At 64.3% G+C, this 17,660-nt stretch carries 14 protein-coding genes; 10 read left to right on the forward strand and 4 right to left on the reverse strand.

Features of this window, described 5'->3' with window-relative positions; genetic code table 11:
- Positions 1-355: 355 nt before the first annotated feature.
- The 3 genes from KHP60_RS01990 to tpiA form a co-directional block, all read right to left on the reverse strand.
- Positions 356-1,984 carry a CTP synthase gene (locus KHP60_RS01990; protein WP_213561902.1) on the reverse strand — a complete coding sequence of 543 codons (1,629 nt, stop codon included), beginning with the start codon at positions 1,982-1,984 and terminating at the stop codon, positions 356-358.
- A gap of 105 nt (positions 1,985-2,089) precedes the next feature.
- Entirely contained in the window at positions 2,090-2,497 is a 408-nt protein-coding gene (gene secG / locus KHP60_RS01995; protein WP_213561903.1) for a preprotein translocase subunit SecG, read from the reverse strand.
- A 282-nt stretch (positions 2,498-2,779) separates the two neighbouring features.
- Complete coding sequence (gene tpiA / locus KHP60_RS02000; protein ID WP_213561904.1) at positions 2,780-3,547, reverse strand: triose-phosphate isomerase; 768 nt, start codon at positions 3,545-3,547, stop codon at positions 2,780-2,782.
- A gap of 148 nt (positions 3,548-3,695) precedes the next feature.
- Between tpiA and KHP60_RS02005 the strand changes: the two genes are divergently transcribed.
- The 8 genes from KHP60_RS02005 to lexA all read left to right on the forward strand — a co-directional run bounded on the left by KHP60_RS02005 (position 3,696) and on the right by lexA (position 12,204).
- Entirely contained in the window at positions 3,696-5,579 is a 1,884-nt protein-coding gene (locus KHP60_RS02005) for a SurA N-terminal domain-containing protein (RefSeq protein ID WP_249688438.1), read from the forward strand.
- A 3-nt stretch (positions 5,580-5,582) separates the two neighbouring features.
- Positions 5,583-7,103 (forward strand): anthranilate synthase component I, encoded by a 1,521-nt coding sequence (gene trpE / locus KHP60_RS02010; protein WP_213561906.1) that lies wholly within the window; start codon positions 5,583-5,585, stop codon positions 7,101-7,103.
- A gap of 58 nt (positions 7,104-7,161) precedes the next feature.
- A complete protein-coding gene (locus tag KHP60_RS02015) occupies positions 7,162-7,791 on the forward strand; it encodes an aminodeoxychorismate/anthranilate synthase component II (RefSeq protein WP_213561907.1) in 630 nt (209 codons plus the stop codon).
- Between the two features lie 5 nt (positions 7,792-7,796).
- Positions 7,797-8,810: an anthranilate phosphoribosyltransferase gene (gene trpD / locus KHP60_RS02020; protein ID WP_213561908.1), complete on the forward strand. Its 1,014-nt coding sequence runs from the start codon at positions 7,797-7,799 to the stop codon at positions 8,808-8,810.
- Positions 8,811-8,821: 11 nt separating this feature from the next.
- The gene (gene trpC / locus KHP60_RS02025) at positions 8,822-9,622 is read left to right on the forward strand and encodes an indole-3-glycerol phosphate synthase TrpC (protein ID WP_213561909.1); all 801 of its coding nucleotides are present in this window, start codon (positions 8,822-8,824) and stop codon (positions 9,620-9,622) included.
- Positions 9,619-10,095: a cyclic pyranopterin monophosphate synthase MoaC gene (gene moaC, locus KHP60_RS02030; protein WP_213561910.1), complete on the forward strand. Its 477-nt coding sequence runs from the start codon at positions 9,619-9,621 to the stop codon at positions 10,093-10,095. The genes trpC and moaC overlap by 4 nt, the downstream gene beginning before the upstream one ends.
- Positions 10,092-11,348: a gephyrin-like molybdotransferase Glp gene (gene glp, locus KHP60_RS02035; RefSeq protein ID WP_213561911.1), complete on the forward strand. Its 1,257-nt coding sequence runs from the start codon at positions 10,092-10,094 to the stop codon at positions 11,346-11,348. The genes moaC and glp overlap by 4 nt, the downstream gene beginning before the upstream one ends.
- A gap of 151 nt (positions 11,349-11,499) precedes the next feature.
- Positions 11,500-12,204 carry a transcriptional repressor LexA gene (gene lexA, locus KHP60_RS02040; RefSeq protein WP_213561912.1) on the forward strand — a complete coding sequence of 235 codons (705 nt, stop codon included), beginning with the start codon at positions 11,500-11,502 and terminating at the stop codon, positions 12,202-12,204.
- Here lexA and KHP60_RS02045 read toward each other — a convergent pair.
- Complete coding sequence (locus tag KHP60_RS02045) at positions 12,182-14,458, reverse strand: ComEC/Rec2 family competence protein (protein ID WP_213561913.1); 2,277 nt, start codon at positions 14,456-14,458, stop codon at positions 12,182-12,184. The genes lexA and KHP60_RS02045 overlap by 23 nt on opposite strands.
- A gap of 141 nt (positions 14,459-14,599) precedes the next feature.
- Here KHP60_RS02045 and gltX point away from each other — a divergent pair, with 141 nt between their 5' ends.
- Both gltX and gltA read left to right on the forward strand, forming a co-directional pair.
- Positions 14,600-16,030: a glutamate--tRNA ligase gene (gene gltX, locus KHP60_RS02050; RefSeq protein WP_213561914.1), complete on the forward strand. Its 1,431-nt coding sequence runs from the start codon at positions 14,600-14,602 to the stop codon at positions 16,028-16,030.
- Between the two features lie 173 nt (positions 16,031-16,203).
- On the forward strand, positions 16,204-17,496 hold the full coding sequence (gltA, locus tag KHP60_RS02055) for a citrate synthase (protein ID WP_213561915.1): 1,293 nt from the start codon (positions 16,204-16,206) through the stop codon (positions 17,494-17,496).
- The last annotated feature ends 164 nt before the right edge of the window (positions 17,497-17,660 follow it).

Consider the following 17,660-nt stretch of genomic DNA (forward strand, 5'->3'; position numbering starts at 1 on the left):
GCCCGGCCCTGTTCGGCGACGCGGCGGCAGATATTGAACACGCCGGTCCGGGTCAGGCCGACCTGCACGGCAATGGCCTCGTAAGTCAGGCCGCTCTCGCGCAGTCCGATCACCTGCCGCCGACGCTCTTCTTGCGCTGCTGCGGGCAGCTTGCGCATGTCCACATGTTTCATCCCGCCGACCTGGGCCGACTGGCTGCGAATTTCAAGATCACTCAGGCCGGATCAATAACTGAAAAGCACTTTGCTTGCCGTCATGGCCGGGCCTGTCCCGGCATCCCGATCGGAAGAGCACCGCGCTTCAGTACATCGAGATCACCGGCCCAAGGCCGGTGACGACGTGGCAGTATGGGCGCTCAAACCAGCCGGCTTTGCTCCACGGCCGCATGAATGAAGCTCTTGAAGAGCGGATGCGGCTCGAAAGGACGCGATTTCAGCTCCGGGTGATATTGGACGCCGATGAACCAGGGATGGTCCTCGTATTCCACGATTTCGGGCAGCACCCCGTCCGGAGAAACGCCCGAGAAGCGCAGCCCCTTCCCTTCCAGTTGGTCGCGGTAGGTCATGTTGACCTCGTAACGGTGCCGGTGCCGCTCGGAGATTTCCGTACCGCCATAGATCTCGGCCACCTTGCTGCCTGGCTTGAGCGAAGCCTGGTAGGCGCCGAGGCGCATGGTGCCGCCGAGATCGCCGCTGGCCGTACGCTTTTCGAGTTCGTTGCCGCGCAGCCACTCGGTCATCAGGCCGACGACGGGCTCCGAGGTCGGGCCGAACTCGGTCGAACTAGCATCGTCGATGCCGGCGAGGGAACGCGCCGCCTCGATGACCGCCATCTGCATGCCGAAGCAGATGCCGAAATACGGGACCTTGCGCTCACGGGCGAAGCGCGCCGCCCGGATCTTGCCTTCGGCGCCGCGCTGGCCGAAGCCGCCGGGAACCATGATGCCGTGGATACCCTCGAGGAAAGGAGCCGGATCCTCGTTCTCGAAGATCTCGCTTTCGATCCACTCCAGGTTCACCTTCACCTGGTTGGCGATGCCGCCGTGATGCAGCGCCTCGATCAGGGATTTATAGGCGTCCTTGAGGCCCGTGTACTTGCCGACGACGGCGATGGTGACCTCGCCCTCCGGGTTATGGACGCGCCCGGAGATGTTCGTCCAGCGGGAGAGATCGGGCGTCTTGGCGCTGTCGAGGCCGAAAGCCGCCAGAACTTCGCTGTCGAGACCGGCCTCGTGATAGGCGAGCGGGACGTCGTAGATCGAGCGTGCATCGCGCGCCTCGATGACCGCCGTCTCACGCACATTGCAGAACAGGGCGAGCTTACGCCGCTCGTCCTTCGGAATCTCGCGATCGGTGCGACAGAGGAGAATGTCGGGCTGAATGCCGATGGAGCGCAGCTCCGCGACCGAGTGCTGGGTCGGCTTGGTCTTCAGCTCACCGGCGGACGGGATGAACGGCAGGAGCGTCAGGTGAACGTAGATCGCCTGACCCCGCTCGAGATCGTTGCCGAGCTGGCGGATGGCCTCGAAGAACGGCAGGCCTTCGATGTCGCCGACTGTGCCGCCGATCTCGACCAGGACGAAATCGAAGCCCTCGTTGCCGGTGAGCACGAAGTCCTTGATGGCGTTGGTGACATGCGGAATCACCTGAATCGTGGCTCCGAGATAGTCGCCACGCCGCTCCTTGGTGATGATGTCGAGGTAGATGCGCCCGGTGGTGATGTTGTCGGCCTTGGTGGCCGGAACGCCGGTGAAGCGTTCATAATGTCCGAGATCCAGATCGGTCTCAGCACCGTCGTCGGTCACGAAGACTTCGCCGTGCTGGTAGGGACTCATCGTCCCCGGATCGACGTTGAGATATGGGTCGAGCTTGCGAAGCCGAACCTTGTAGCCGCGTGCCTGGAGAAGCGCTCCCAGGGCCGCCGAAGCCAGACCCTTGCCGAGCGAAGACACCACGCCGCCGGTGATGAATACGTACCGCGTCATGGACCCCTATCCATAAACATCGGGCGCCGATTCGCAATCGCGAACCCCGCTACCCGAAATCCATCCACAAAAAGAGAGGGCCGGAACGTCCGGCCCTGGTTTCACTTACTGCTGAGGCGCTGTCGGCGCCGGAGCGCTGGGAGCCGGAGCCGCCGGCTGCTCGCCCTGGAGGCGCTGCAGCTGTTCGAGCACATTGCCGCCCTGCGGAGCGGCCGGAGCCTGCTGGCCCGGCGCGGGTGCTGCCGGCGCGGCGCCATCGAGAATCGAGCGCGGAGCCCGGGTCGAAGTCGCCATGACGGTGAGCGCGATGCTGGTCACGAAGAAAAGGCCCGCCAGAATCGCCGTCGCGCGGGTGAGCGCATTGGCTTGGCCGCGACCGGTCATGAAGCCGGACACACCGCCGCCTCCGCTTCCACCGAGGCCCATGCCGCCGCCTTCGGAGCGCTGAAGGAGCACTACGCCGATCAGAGCGAGCACGATGATCAGGTGGACTATGATGAGAACTGTTTGCATCGTTTTCAAAAACCTCAAGCGGCTGCGCACAGGGCGACAGCCGCTCGCAATCCGTTCGTTGCGGCGGCCTGTAGCATAGGTGGGCGCAGGATCAAAGGCCTGCAAGAGCGCTTTTCCGCATGTGGGCGCTCTTGAAGCCTCTCTCACGGCATCACCGGCCTTGTGCCGGTGATCTCGATCGGAAGAACGCAGCGCCACAGGGTCGGGATGGCCGGGACGAGCCCGGCCATGACGTTGAAGGGCGGCTGCCAGTGATGACGTCTCAGCGCGATAAGACGCTGCTTACCCCAGATAAGCCCCGGCGATAGCCAGGAAATCGGCCGCGACGAGGCTTGCACCACCCACCAGGGCGCCGTTGACGTTCTCCACCGCCATCAGTTCGGTGGCATTCGAGGGTTTCACGGAGCCGCCATAGAGAATGCGGACTTTGGGCGCATCCGCCTTGCCGACGAGGCGGCGCAGCTCGTCCCGGATCAGGGCGTGAACTTCCGCCACGTCCGCGACGGTCGGCGTCAGGCCGGTGCCGATGGCCCAAACGGGCTCGTAGGCGACCACGAGGTTGTGGCTGTTCGAATCGACCGAGATCGAGCCGCGCAGCTGCTTGCGGACGACGGACAGGGTCTTGCCGGCTTCGCGCTCCTCCCTGGTTTCACCGACGCACACGATGGCCGTGAGGCCGGCGCGATGCGCCGCCACCGCCTTGGCGCAGACATCGACGTCCTTTTCCTTGTGGTATTGACGGCGCTCGGAGTGTCCGACGATCACATAGGTGGCGCCCGCATCGGCCAGCATCTCGGCCGAAAGATCGCCTGTGAAGGCGCCCGATTCCTTGGCGTGGCAGTCCTGACCGCCGATGGCGACCCGGGACCCGACAGACGCATAGGCGAAAAGGGATACGAGGGTGGCCGGCGGGCAGACAGCCAGCTCGACCTTGGCTTTCAGTCCTGGCGTACAGCCGGCATGGATCTCGGTCAGAACCTTGGCCGAACTCTTCAGCCCGTTCATCTTCCAATTTCCCGCCACCAGCGGGCGCGGCCTATCGACGCTCATATGAAGCACTCCTGTCACGCTTGATTATTTGGCAGTAGCAGAGGCTTGAGCCTTCTTTCAACCAGACTTGCCCTTTTCGTAGAGCGCCTGATCGTTTATCGGCAGGTTTAACGAATTTTTGGAAAACGGGTTCACGATGCTTCGGAACATGCGCAAGGCTGGGCAGACGCTGGTCGGCAAAATCATCGCCACCGTCTTTTTCGGCGCCCTCATCGTAAGCTTCGCCATCTGGGGCATCGGCGACATCTTCCGGACGACGCCTGCTTCCGCGGTGGCCGAGGTCGGCAGCACCACCATTACGGTCGACCAAGTCCGCAACGCCTACACCAACGAACTTCAGCGCCTCGGGCGGCAGTTCCGCACCGTCATCAGTCCCGAGCAGGCCCGCGCGTTCGGCCTCGACCAGCAGGTCGTCTCCAACCTCGTGACCGAGGCGGTGCTGGCCGAGCAGGCCAAGCAGATGGGCCTCTCGGTCTCAGACCAGCTCGTGGCCGCTTCGATCATGAACAATCCGACGTTCAAGGGGGCCGACGGGCAGTTCAACCGCGCCCTCTTCGATCAGGCCCTGCGCAATGCCGGTCTCTCGGAGGCGGGCTTCGTGCAGGAGCAGCGCTCGGCCATGGCCCGCCTCCATCTGGCTGAAGCCGTTGCCGGAGACATCACCGTGCCGGCTGCGGCGCGCGATGCTCTCCATCGCTATACCAGCGAGCGCCGCGCAGCTTCCTACCTCCTCCTGACCCCGACCATGGCAGGCGACATCCCGGCCCCCACGCCCGACCAGCTCCAGAGCTTCTTCAATGAGCGCAAGAGCACCTTCCGCGCGCCCGAGTACCGGGCCGTAACGGTGATGGCGCTCGATGCCGCGGCTCTTGCCAAGCCGGACGCCGTGTCCGAGGCTGACGCCCGCCAGGCTTATGAGCAGCGGAAAGCCAAGTACGGCACGCCGGAGCGCCGTACGATCCAGCAGATCACCTTCCCGTCGCAGGCCGACGCCGAGGCGGCCGCCGCCAAGATCAAGGAAGGCACCACCTTCGAGGCCGTTGCCAGCGAGCGCAACGTTTCGGCGCAAGATCTGGAACTCGGCACCTTCACCAAGACCGAAATGCTCGATCAGGCCGTGGCGGATGCCGCCTTCGCCCTTGAGCAGGGAGCCGTGAGCGCGCCGGTCGCCGGGCGCTTTGGACCGGTGCTCGTGCGGGTCACCCAGATCCAGCCCGAGGCCGTCCGCCCCTTCGAGGAGGTTGCCGCCGAGCTCCGCCAGGAGGTCGCGCAGGAGCGCGCCCAGGGGCAGATCGAGAAGATTCATGATGAGATCGAGGACCTGCGCGCCGGCGCCAAGCCGCTGGCGGACATCGCCAAGGAGAAGGGCCTGACCCTGGTTCAGGTCCCGGCCGTCGAAGCCGGCGGTCTCGACAAGGCCGGCAGTCCGGTCACCCTTCCGGAGAGGGATGCCGTTGTGAAGGCGGCTTTCGCGTCGGATATCGGCGTCGACAACGAGGCCCTGCGCACCGCAACCGGCTATGTCTGGTACGACGTGACCGGCATCGAAGCCTCCCGCGAGAAGAACCTGGATGAGGTTCGCGATCAGGTGGCCACCCAATGGCGAGACGATCAGGTGGCTCAGCGCCTATCCGAAAAGGCCAACGAGCTCACCGGACGCCTGGAAAAGGGCGAGGCCATCGAGGCCGTGGCGCAGGCAGCGGGAGCGCCCGTCAAGAACGTAACGGACCTGGTGCGCAACACCGCAAAGGACGACCTTGTCACCGAGGCCGTGAATCGCATCTTCGCCGTTCCCGTCGGCAAGGCCGGCCATGCCGCCAATGGCGCGGATGCTCGCGCCGTGTTCAAGGTCACTTCGGCCACGGTTCCGCCCCTGATTACCACGACCCAAGCGGCGCAGAACGCCGAGAACCAGCTCCGGGCCGGGTTTGGCGATGACCTGATCAGCCAGTACATCGCCCAGGTCCGCCAGGATCTCGGGGTCACCATCAACCAGCAGGCGCTGCGTCGGGCAACGGGCGGCGAATCGTAGTCCATGACGATTACGCCCAACTTCGAAACGTTCGCAGCAGCCTATGAAGCTGGCGAGGCCGGCGTCTTGCGCAGGACCCTCGTGGGCGATCTGCTGACTCCCGTCGCGGCTTTCATGAAGCTGCGGCATGACCGGGAGGGCCCAGCCTTCCTGCTCGAATCCGTCGAAGGCGGCGCGACCCGCGGCAGGTTCTCCATGATCGGGCTCGAGCCCGACCTCGTCTGGCGTTGCCAGGACGGGACGGCCGCCATCGACCGCCGGGCATTGAGCCGCTTGCAGGAATTCAGGGTGGAGGAGCTTCGTCCGCTGGAGAGCCTGCGCGCGCTGATTAGGGAAAGCGCCCTGCCCCTCTCGGACGACCTGCCGCCGATGGCGGCCGGTCTCTTCGGCTATCTCGGCTACGACATGGTGCGGCTGATGGAGCGGTTGCCCGAACCCAATCCCGACGTGCTGAAGGTTCCCGACGCTATTCTCATCCGGCCGACAGTGATGGTGGTGTTCGATGCGGTCAAGGACGAGATTTCGCTCATCACCCCCGTGCGTCCGCAAGCAGGAACATCCGCCAAGGCGGCCTATGAGACGGCTCTTGCGCGTTTGGATGAGGTCACGGCCGCCCTTGATCGCCCGCTTCCCATCGATGACCGAAGCGATCCGACGCAGATCCACTTCGAGCCACCAGTGTCGAACACGCCTCCGGGTGAGTTCGAGGCGATGGTTGGCAAGGCGAAGGAATACATCCGCGCCGGCGATATCTTCCAGGTGGTGCTGTCGCAGCGGTTCGAGTCGGCATTTCCCCTGCCTGCCTTTGCGCTCTACCGCTCCCTGCGCCGGGTCAATCCGGCCCCGTTCCTCTGCTATCTCGATTTCGAGGACTTCCAGATCGTCTGCTCCTCGCCCGAGATTCTGGTTCGGATGCGGGACGGCAAGGTCACGATCCGTCCCATCGCAGGAACTCGGCCGCGCGGCGCGACGGCGGCCGAAGACAGGGCGCATGCGGAGAGCCTGCTCGCCGATCAGAAGGAGCGCGCCGAACATCTGATGCTGCTCGATCTCGGGCGCAACGATGTGGGCCGGGTGGCGGAGATGGGCTCCGTCGCGGTCACGGATTCGTTCTTTCTCGAATATTACAGCCAGGTGATGCACATCGTCTCGAACGTCGAAGGCCGGCTCGATCCGTCCTTCGACGCGCTCGACGCTCTGGTGGCGGGCTTCCCGGCTGGCACCGTCTCCGGGGCGCCGAAGGTGCGCGCCATGCAGATCATCGACGAGTTGGAGAAGGACAAGCGCGGCCCATATGCCGGCTGCATCGGGTATTTCGGCGCCAATGGCGAGATGGATACCTGCATCGTGCTGCGCACGGCCATCGTGAAGGATGGCCGCATGGCCGTCCAGGCCGGGGCGGGCATCGTCTACGATTCCGATCCGGCTTCCGAGCAGCAGGAATGCATCAACAAGTCGAAGGCTCTCTTCCGGGCCGCGGAAGAGGCGGTTCGCTTTGCCAGCCAGGCGAGGATCGGACAATGACGCCGGCCGCAACGCTTCTCTTGACCGGGAGCTTCGCTTACGCGAACGTCGGCGCGCTATGACCCGCGTTCTCGTCATCGACAACTACGACAGCTTCACCTGGAATCTGGTGCATCTGCTCGGCCCGCTCGCGACCTCGGTCGATGTGGTGCGCAACGATGCCATCTCCACCGACGAGGTTCTCGCCTCTCAACCCGATGCCATCGTGCTTTCCCCCGGACCCTGCACGCCGAACGAGGCGGGCATCTGCCTCGATCTCGTGAAGCGTGCCTCGCCTGAGATCCCGACCTTCGGCGTGTGCCTGGGACTGCAGACGATCGGACAGGTCTTCGGCGGCACCGTCTCGCGGGCGCCCCTGCCCATGCACGGCAAGGTCTCCGAGGTGGAGCATGGGGGTCAGGCGGTGTTCCGCGGCATCAACGGCTCCTTCAAGGCGACCCGCTACCACTCACTTATCGTGGATCGAGCGACCTGCCCGGCCGACCTTCTGGTGACGGCGGAAACATCCGATGGCCTCGTCATGGGTCTGTCGCATCGCTCGCTGCCGATTCACGGCGTGCAGTTCCACCCTGAGAGCATCCTGTCGGAACATGGGGTGACTATCATGCGCAATTTCTTCGAACTCGCGGCGGATTGGAACGCCAAACACCGCGCCGCCGGCGGCGTAGCCGCTCCAGCAGGACATTGAAACCGATGGAATCGTTCAAATCCTACCTCGGGAAGGTCGCCACGGGCGCATCGCTGACGCGCGACGAGGCGCGGGATGCCTTCGATGACCTGCTCTCCGGCGAAGTGACGCCCGCCCAGGGCGGCGCTTTCCTGATGGCGCTGCGGGTCCGTGGCGAGGCCCTCGAGGAAATCGTCGGGGCCGTCACGGCGATGCGCGGCCGCATGTTGCAGGTCCAAGCTCCCGAGAAGGCCATCGACATCGTCGGCACCGGCGGAGATCACAAGGGCAGCTACAACATCTCGACGCTCGCCTCGATCATCGTGGCCTCCTGCGGCGTGCCCGTCGCCAAGCACGGCAACCGGGCAGCGTCGTCGAAATCGGGTACGGCGGATGTGCTGGCGGCGTTGGGCCTCAAGCTCGGGCTCGACCCCGAGGGTCTGGAGCGCTGCTTGGTTGAGACAAATCTCTGCTTCATGTTCGCGCAGACCCATCATGCCGCCATGCGCCACGTGGCGCCTGTGCGTGTCGAACTCGGGACGCGCACGATCTTCAACCTGCTCGGACCGCTGGCCAATCCGGCCGGAGCCAAGCGCCAGCTTCTCGGCGTGTTTTCAGAAGCTTGGCTCGAACCCCTCACTCAGGTTCTGAAGGAGCTCGGCTCCTACAAGGTCTGGACCGTGCATGGGTCCGACGGTCTCGACGAGATGACCACCACCGGCCCCACCTTCGTGGCGGCTCTGGAGAATGGCGCGATCCGTCGGTTCACCGTAACCCCTGAGGAGATCGGCCTTCCAACCGTGTCGCTCGACGAACTCAGAGGTGGCGATCCTGAGCACAACGCCGCCCAACTGCGTGCCGTTCTGGAAGGCGCCCGCACGCCCTATCGCGATGTTTCCCTGCTCAATGCGGCCGCCTCCCTGGTGATCGCAGACGAGGCCGAGAACCTGCGCGACGGTCTCGACCGTGCCTCGCGGGCGCTCGACAGCGGCGCCTCGAAGGCGACCCTCGAGCGTCTCGTCAAAGTCTCCAACGCTTAAGTGAACCTTCCATGGCCGATGTTCTCAGCAAGATCGAAGCCTATAAGCGTCAGGAGATCGCAGCGGCGAAAGCGGCTGTTCCGCCGGGTGAGATGGAGCGTCGCGCGCGTACGGCCTCTCCGCCCTGCGGCTTTGCAGAAGCGATCGAACGCCATCTCGCCGAAGGGCGCCCTGCCCTCATTGCCGAGGTGAAGAAGGCCAGTCCTTCCAAGGGCCTGATCCGCGCCGACTTCGATCCGCCGAGCCTGGCGAGGGCCTATGCGTACGGCGGCGCCACCTGCCTGTCCGTCCTGACCGACGAGCCGTCTTTCCAGGGCAGGCCCGAATACCTGGCCCAGGCCCGTGAAGCCTCCGGTCTGCCCGCCCTGCGCAAGGATTTCCTGTTCGAGCCCTATCAGGTCTACGAGGCGCGTGCCTGGGGCGCCGATTGCATTCTCGTGATCATGGCAAGCGTTTCCGACGACGAGGCCCGCGCTCTGATCGATACCGCGCATGATCTCGGCATGGATGTGCTGGTGGAGGTGCACGATCGCGCCGAGTTGGACCGCGCTCTGCCGCTAGGCACCCGGCTGGTCGGCATCAACAACCGAAACTTGCGCACCTTCGAGGTATCGCTCGGGGTCAGCGAAGAACTGGCGCCTCTGATCCCTGCGGACCGCATCGTCGTGGGCGAGAGCGGCATCGTCACGTTGTCCGACATCGAGCGGCTCTCGAAGGTCGACATCCGCACCTTCCTTGTGGGAGAGAGCCTGATGCGTCAGGCCGATGTGGCGGCGGCGACTCGCAAACTTCTGTTCGGCGAGGCTGCATGACGAAGCTCTCGCATCTCGATGCGGCCGGTCAGGCCAGCATGGTCGATGTCTCGGAGAAGAGCGTCACCAGCCGCACGGCGATCGCTGAGGGATGCGTGGTCATGCAGGCGCAGACGCTGGACCTGATCCGCCACGGCGAGGCGAAGAAGGGCGACGTTCTGGGCACGGCCCGGCTCGCCGGGATCATGGCATCCAAGCGCACGCACGAACTCATTCCGCTTTGTCATCCCCTGCTCATATCCAAGGTCAAGGTGGACTGCACCCTCGATGACAGCCTTCCCGGCGTGCGCGTGAGCGCCGAGGTCAAGGTGTCAGGCCAGACCGGCGTCGAGATGGAGGCGCTGACCGCCGTTTCCATCGCCTGCCTGACGATCTACGACATGGTGAAGGCGGCCGATAAGGCGATGCGGATCGAGAATGTCCGCCTCCGGCGGAAGAGCGGCGGCCGCTCGGGAGATTTCGAGGCGCCATGAGCCTGATCTCGGTCGAGGATGCGCTGTCCCGCGTTCTGGCAAGTGTCGAAAAGCCGGTCGGGGTCGAGCATGTCTCCCTCGTCGCCTGCGCGGGCCGGACCCTCGCCCACGACGTCGACGCCCTGCGTGACCAGCCGCCCTTTCCCGCCTCGGCCATGGACGGCTACGCAGTGCGGAGCGCCGACTGCACTCAGGTACCTGCTACCCTCCGGATCATCGGCACCAGCGCGGCCGGCAACCGCTTCTCCGGCAGTGTCGGCGCCAAGGAGGCGGTGCGGATCTTCACCGGCGCGCCCTTTCCTGACGGTGCCGACGCGGTGATCCTGCAGGAGGATACCGAGCGGTCCGGCGACCATGTAGTGGTGAAAGAGGCAACCCGCCCCAACCGCCACATCCGCACCGCGGGCCTCGATTTCCGCGCTGGGGACGTACTCCTGCAAGCCGGCTTGCGCTTGGATTCCCGCCACATCGCTCTCGCAGCCTCCATGGGCCACGGAGCACTTCCGGTCCACCGCAAGCCCCGGGTCGCCATTCTCGCCACTGGCGACGAGCTGGTGCGTGCGGGCGAACCTGTCGGCCCCGACCAGATTTCCGCGTCCAGCCTGCCGGCCACGATTCTGATGGTCGAGAAGGCCGGGGCCGAAGCCATCGATCTCGGCATCGCACGCGACACACTCGAATCGCTCGACGAACGCATCCAGGCGGCGAAAGATGCGGGCGCCGATATTCTCGTCACCCTGGGCGGCGCATCGGTGGGTGAGCACGACTTGGTGCAGAAGGCCCTGAGTCGCCAGGGCATGGATCTCGGCTTCTGGCGAGTAGCCTTACGGCCCGGCAAACCCCTGATGCACGGACGCCTGGGGTCGACCCTTCTCCTGGGGCTGCCTGGCAACCCGGTCTCCTCTCTCGTCTGTGCCGTCCTGTTTCTGATCCCAGCGATTCGTGCCTTGCTGGGCGACCAGAAAGCGGCCGAGGATCCGACAGAGGATGCAATCCTGGGGGCAGATCTCCCGCCCAACAGGGATCGCCAGGACTACATGCGCGCTTCTCTCTCTCTTCAGGATGTGCCCTTAAGCCTCACCAAGCCCCCGGAGCGCCTGATGCTGCCTGTCGCAACGCCCCACCTGCTGCAGGATTCATCGATATTGAGCATCCTGGAGCGCTCCGATGCCCTGCTGGTGCGCCCGCCTCATGCTCCAGCTGCTACGGCCGGCGAGCCCTGCCGCATCATTCGGCTGGGGCGTTTCTGCTGAAAAAGGGCACCGGTGAGGTTCATCCGCAGGCAAATTGACGAATTGTTTGGCCAATAAGCTGAGCGGCAGGCTTGCAGAACACAGCAAGAACGGATACCTTGTTCTCGCTTTGTTTCAGAATCGCTCCACGTGGGAGCAGTAAGGGCCAGCCATGCTGACGCGCAAACAGCACGAATTGCTCCGCTTCATTCATGAGCGGCTTCGTGAAACCGGGGTTCCGCCGTCCTTCGACGAGATGAAAGATGCGCTCGACCTCAAGTCGAAATCCGGCATCCACCGCCTCATCACGGCGCTTGAGGAGCGAGGCTTCATCCGTCGCCTGCCGAACCGCGCCCGGGCGCTGGAGGTGATCCGCCTGCCGGAGAGCACCAGCGGCGCAGGCAGCCAGCGGCGCTTCACGCCGAGCGTGGTCGAGGGCGGATTGGCCGGCAAGGCCAAGGCTGCACCCCAGCCTGCTGCCGATCCGCGGGACCGGGAGATGTCGATTCCGGTCATGGGCCGGATCGCTGCCGGTGTGCCGATCTCGGCGATTCAGACGCGCAGCCATTCCATCACCCTGTCTGGCGATTTCCTTGCTCAGGGCGATCACTTTGCCCTTGAGGTCCGTGGGGACTCGATGGTGGAGGCCGGCATCCTCGACGGCGATCTCGTGGTGATCCGCCGCCAGGATACGGCCAATACGGGTGACATCATCGTGGCGTTGATCGACGATGAGGAGGCGACCCTGAAGCGCTTCCGCCGTCGCGGCTCCTCGATTGCGCTCGAGGCCGCCAACCAGGCCTATGAGACCCGCGTGCTAGGCCCCGATCGGGTCAAGATCCAGGGTAAGCTCGTCAGTCTGGTTCGCCGGTACTGAGATCTTCCTCGGGTAAATCCTGCTCCGGGACAGGCCGCGTGCGACGCGGCTTTTCCCGGGCGATCGATGTTTCGACCTGAAGCGTTTCCGTGCGGGACCAAGATCTGATCTCGCGCCCCTTCTTGACCGATCGTACTTCGATGGCCTCAGGACTGAAGCTGATCGCCGTTGCGCCACGTTCCTTCAGATCCTCACCATCCACGATGAAGCGTGCCCGGCAGGTCGGCGGGGCTTTAAGCCTCGTGACGACCACCGTAGCGCGACGGCAATCCTCTTCGAATGCCGAGAAATCCTGGACGAACGCGATCCATCGCCCGCCTGCGGCCCCAATCACGCAGCCCCCGGCATCGCACATCGTCTCCTGCCTGAGGCTCACATCGTCAGCGTTTCGTGCGTCCCCGTCGGCATGCAGCCATTGCTCGACGACGAAATCGGATGGGCGCCCCACGAGTGTCAGCCGTCCGTCTTTGCCGCGCACGGCAGCCCCTGCCCCATCCCGGTCGATGAAGATATCGTGGCGATGCGGCGTAACAGCGAAGGCCAGTCCTGCCCCGGCCGGCACGAGAGCGAGCCACCGCAGGGAGGAAGCCGGAATGGTCAGAACGATCAGGCCGATGCTCAAGAAGCCAAGGGCGACAACGCCCAGGGCCCGAACGAACATCGTCGAACCGCTGAAACCTCCGACCCAGGCCGAGACGTCGAGAACCTGGGACACGGCCGCTCCCATGAATTGCCAGATCGGACGATCGAGTCCGAAAGGATAAGCCAGCACTCCGAGAACCGCTGACGGCATCACGACCAATGAGACGAGCGGCAGGGCGAGTGCGTTGCCGATGAGGCCGTAAGGGTTCAAACTCTGAAAATGGTAAGCGGCGAAGGGCGCCGTAGCGACGCTGGCCACGACCGTCGTTGTGACGAGCCCTAGCATTGCCTGCCCGATCCAGAGAAATCCCCGCTCAAACAATGTGGCAGGTGCTTTCTCAATCTGTCGCCAATGCATCAACGGCACGAGCGCCATCATGGCGGCAACGGCGCTGAACGACATCTGAAAGCTCGGCCCCAGCAACGCCTCGGGCTCTCGCGCCAACACAATGAGAGCAGCAATCGACAGGTTGCGGATGCTCAAGGCAGGACGATCGACCAGAACAGCACCGAACATCACGAGTGTCATGATGAGCGAGCGCTCGGTGGCGACATCGGAGCCGGAGAAGATGCAGTAAACCGTCGCGCCGACGATCGCGGGAAGTGCGGCGATCTTCTTGACCGGCCAGAGCAGCGCACGGCCCGGCGCAAGCGTCAGGAGCGCACGAACCAGCCAGAAGAAGGTACCGGCTGCCAGCACCATGTGAAGCCCCGAGATCGACACGATGTGGTAAATGCCGGCTCCGCGCAGAACGTCGTTCGTAGGCTCAGGAATGAGCCCGCGCTTGCCCGTCACCAGCGCCGCTCCGACGCCCCCGGCTGCGCCACCGATGGCTGAGGCGATGCGCTCCGTCAGCGCATTGCGCGCCTCGTCGACACGTGCTGCCAGCCACAGGGACCGATCCGGCCTCGTTGACGGGTCGACCTGGCGGACCTGACCAATCATGGAGCCTACGGCGCCAATACCCTTGAAATGGGCATCTCGGGCAAAATCGTAGCCTCCGGGCCATGCGGCCTGGGGTGGCGGAAGCAGGCGCGTCGTACCGGCGATCAACTGTCCGGGAGAGAGCCCCTCGCCTTTCCGCACCGAGACCCGCACCCGCGTGGGCCGCTCGGCTTCCGCAACCTCCTTCATTTCAGTCACGCGCAGGAGGAGCCGCTTTGCCCCGTCACGGTCGTCTACGGCCTCGATGAAACCCGTAACCGGTGTGATGACGATCCGCGTGAGAGCCGGCGCCGCCACGCACCGGGCGCGGATCACACCGGCCGAGAAGCCGGCGAAGAGCGCCGCGAGCGCGACCAGGGCGGAGAAGACTGCCAATCTCCCACGAAAACCGATCGCAGTCGCACTGAAAAGCGCAGAAGCTCCAATGGGTGCCCAAAGGGCCGGTTGGCCATCGGCCTGGAAGAACAGGACGATGCCGATCCCGAAGAAGACCGCGATCCAGGGGAAAAGCCGGCGCTGCTCGATCTCCCGAGCGATGTTGTTCAGAAGCCAGCCACGCCCGTCGAGGAAGCTCCATTCGACAGGACGGCTCCAGGACCGCGGCAGCGCCATGACCTGCGCGGAGCTGCGCGGGATCCGACGGGGCTTTTCACGGTTGTCTTCCATTGCGGCTTAGGCTTAACGCGGGTGCGGTTGCATGCTAGACGACCGCACGCTCCGACCCAAACCGCCCTGTGGATTGAGTCGGATGACGCTGCGGATGAGACAGGCCGCATGCCCCGGATTTTCAAGTCAAGGTTTCCCGCGATGCCCGTCGTCACCCGCTTCGCCCCCTCTCCCACCGGCTTCCTGCATATCGGAGGGGGGCGCACGGCCCTGTTCAACTGGCTCTATGCCAAGCGGCATGGGGGCAAGATGCTGTTGCGCATCGAGGATACCGACCGGGAACGCTCCACGGACGCCGCCATTGCGGCGATCCTCGACGGCCTGAAGTGGCTCGGCCTCGATTGGGACGGGGACGTGGTCTACCAGTTCTCCCGCGCCGCCCGTCACCGCGAAGTCGCCGAGAGCCTGCTGGCGCGGGGCCGCGCCTATTACTGCTATGCGAGCCAGCAAGAGCTGGAAGAGATGCGCGAAACGGCCCGCAAGGAGGGCCGCCCCCTGCGCTATGACGGTCGCTGGCGCGACCGTGATCCGTCCGAGGCTCCGGAGGGTGTGAAGCCCGTCATTCGCCTCAAGGCACCGACCGAGGGCGAGACGGTGGTCGAAGACGAGGTTCAGGGCCGTGTCGTCTGGCAGAACAAGGATCTCGACGACCTGGTCCTCCTGCGCTCGGACGGAACGCCCACCTACATGCTCGCAGTCGTTGTGGACGATCACGATATGGATGTGACGCATGTGATCCGTGGTGACGACCATCTCACCAATGCTGCCCGCCAGACCCAGATCTATCAGGCGCTCGGCTGGGATGCGCCGAAGATGGCCCATATTCCGCTGATCCATGGCCCCGACGGTGCCAAGCTGTCCAAGCGCCATGGTGCGCTCGGTGTCGAGGCCTACCGAAGCATGGGCTACCTGCCAGAGGCCGTACGCAATTACCTCGTGCGTCTCGGCTGGAGCCATGGCGATCAGGAGATCTTCTCCACCCAGGAGATGATCGACGCCTTCGATCTCGGCAGCATCGGCCGTTCGCCGGCGCGCTTCGATTTCGCCAAGCTGGAAAACCTCAACGGGCACTACATGCGCCAAGCCGATGACGAGCAGCTGGTGCAGGCGCTTGAGGATCTGCTCCCGGAGCTGGAGAAGGACGAGCACCACCTGGGACGGACATTCAAGCCGGCTCTGCGCCAGAAACTGATCGCCGCCATGCCGGGCCTGAAGGAGCGTGCGAAAACCCTCGTGGAACTGCTCGACAGCGCCTACTACCTCTATGCCCAGCGGCCGCTGCATCTCGACGAGAAGGCGGCAAGCCTGCTGGCGGACGGCCGTTCGCGCCTCGTCGGAGTTGCCGATAAGCTCGAAGCCGTTTCCGACTGGTCGGCCGGGAGCGTGGAGGCTGTCGTGCGTGCGCATGCGGAGGCTATCGGAGCGAAGCTCGGCCAAGTGGCCCAGCCTCTGAGAGCTGCCTTGACAGGGCGGGCGACGTCGCCCGGACTTTTCGATGTCATGGCGGTCCTCGGCAAGGACGAAACCCTGTTGCGACTGAGGGACCAAGCCGAGGATGCGCCTGCTGCATAGCAGGCGATCCCGCCTTTAGACGTGCTTGCTCCGTTCCCACGGATAAGCTACCGAAGGCACCATTATCCTTACTGACTGACCGGCAAACCTCGGTTCAGCAACCCAGGAGACCTTCTCCGTTCCACAGGTTGCTCTAGGTTCTGCCCGGCCTCCTTTTGAAAGGGCCACAACGCATGAGTTCCTCTACCAGCACCGTCACCGTTGACAACAAGTCCGTGGAACTGCCGGTCAAAGAAGGCACCATCGGCCCGAGCGTCATCGACATCTCGAAACTCTACGGTCAGACCGGGATGTTCACGTACGATCCCGGCTTCACCTCGACCGCCGCCACCGAGTCGAAGATCACCTATATCGACGGCGACAAGGGTATCCTGCTCTATCGCGGTTATCCGATCGACCAGCTCGCCGAACACGGCGACTTCCTCGAGACATGCTATCTGCTGCTCTACGGAGAGCTGCCGACCGCAGCTCAGAAGGCCGATTTCGACTACCGCGTGACGCGCCATACCATGGTGCACGACCAGATGAACCGGTTCTTCACCGGCTTCCGTCGCGATGCGCACCCGATGGCGATCATGGTGGCCTGCGTCGGCGCCCTCTCGGCCTTCTATCACGATTCCACCGACATCTCGGATCCGCACCAGCGCATGATCGCATCCATGCGCATGATCGCCAAAATGCCGACGCTGGCAGCGATGGCCTACAAGTACTCCATCGGCCAGCCCTTCGTGTATCCGCAGAACGAGTTGGACTACACCTCCAACTTCCTGCGCATGTGCTTTGCGGTTCCGGCGGAGGATTACAAGGTCAACCCGGTGCTCTCGCGGGCCCTCGATCGGATCTTCATCCTGCACGCCGATCACGAGCAGAACGCCTCCACGTCGACGGTGCGTCTGGCGGGTTCCTCGGGCGCCAATCCGTTTGCCTGCATTGCGGCCGGCATCGCCTGCCTGTGGGGACCGGCCCACGGTGGCGCCAACGAAGCGGCCCTGAAGATGCTCGAAGAGATCGGCACGCCGGATCGCATTCCGGAATACATCGCCAAGGCGAAGGACAAGAACGATCCGTTCCGCCTCATGGGCTTCGGTCACCGGGTCTACAAGAACTACGACCCGCGCGCCCGCATCATGCAGAAGACCACCCACGAGGTGCTCAACGAGCTCGGCATCAAGGACGACCCGCTCCTCGACGTGGCCGTGGAACTCGAGCAGATCGCCCTGAAGGACGATTACTTCGTCGAGAAGAAGCTCTACCCGAACATCGACTTTTATTCGGGCATCACTCTCAAGGCGATGGGCTTCCCCACCTCCATGTTCACGGTGCTGTTCGCGCTGGCCCGTACGGTCGGCTGGATCGCCCAGTGGAGCGAGATGATCGAGGATCCGTCCCAGCGCATCGGCCGTCCGCGCCAGCTCTATACCGGCGAGACAGAGCGCGACTACGTCACGGTCGCCCAACGCGGGTGAGAGAAGCGAAAAAATTTGGAAACGAGAAAAGGGGCCGAAAGGCCCCTTTTTCATTGTGCTGCTCATCAAATGAGTGTCACTCCCGGCCGGAGCGTCAGCGGAGGAGAAGAGAATCCATCAGGCCCAAGCGTGCGGACAGATCCCCTTTCCCGGCCTGCGGCTGC

The sequence above is a fragment of the Microvirga sp. 3-52 genome (genome assembly GCF_018383585.1).
Taxonomy (GTDB): Bacteria; Pseudomonadota; Alphaproteobacteria; order Rhizobiales; family Beijerinckiaceae; genus Microvirga.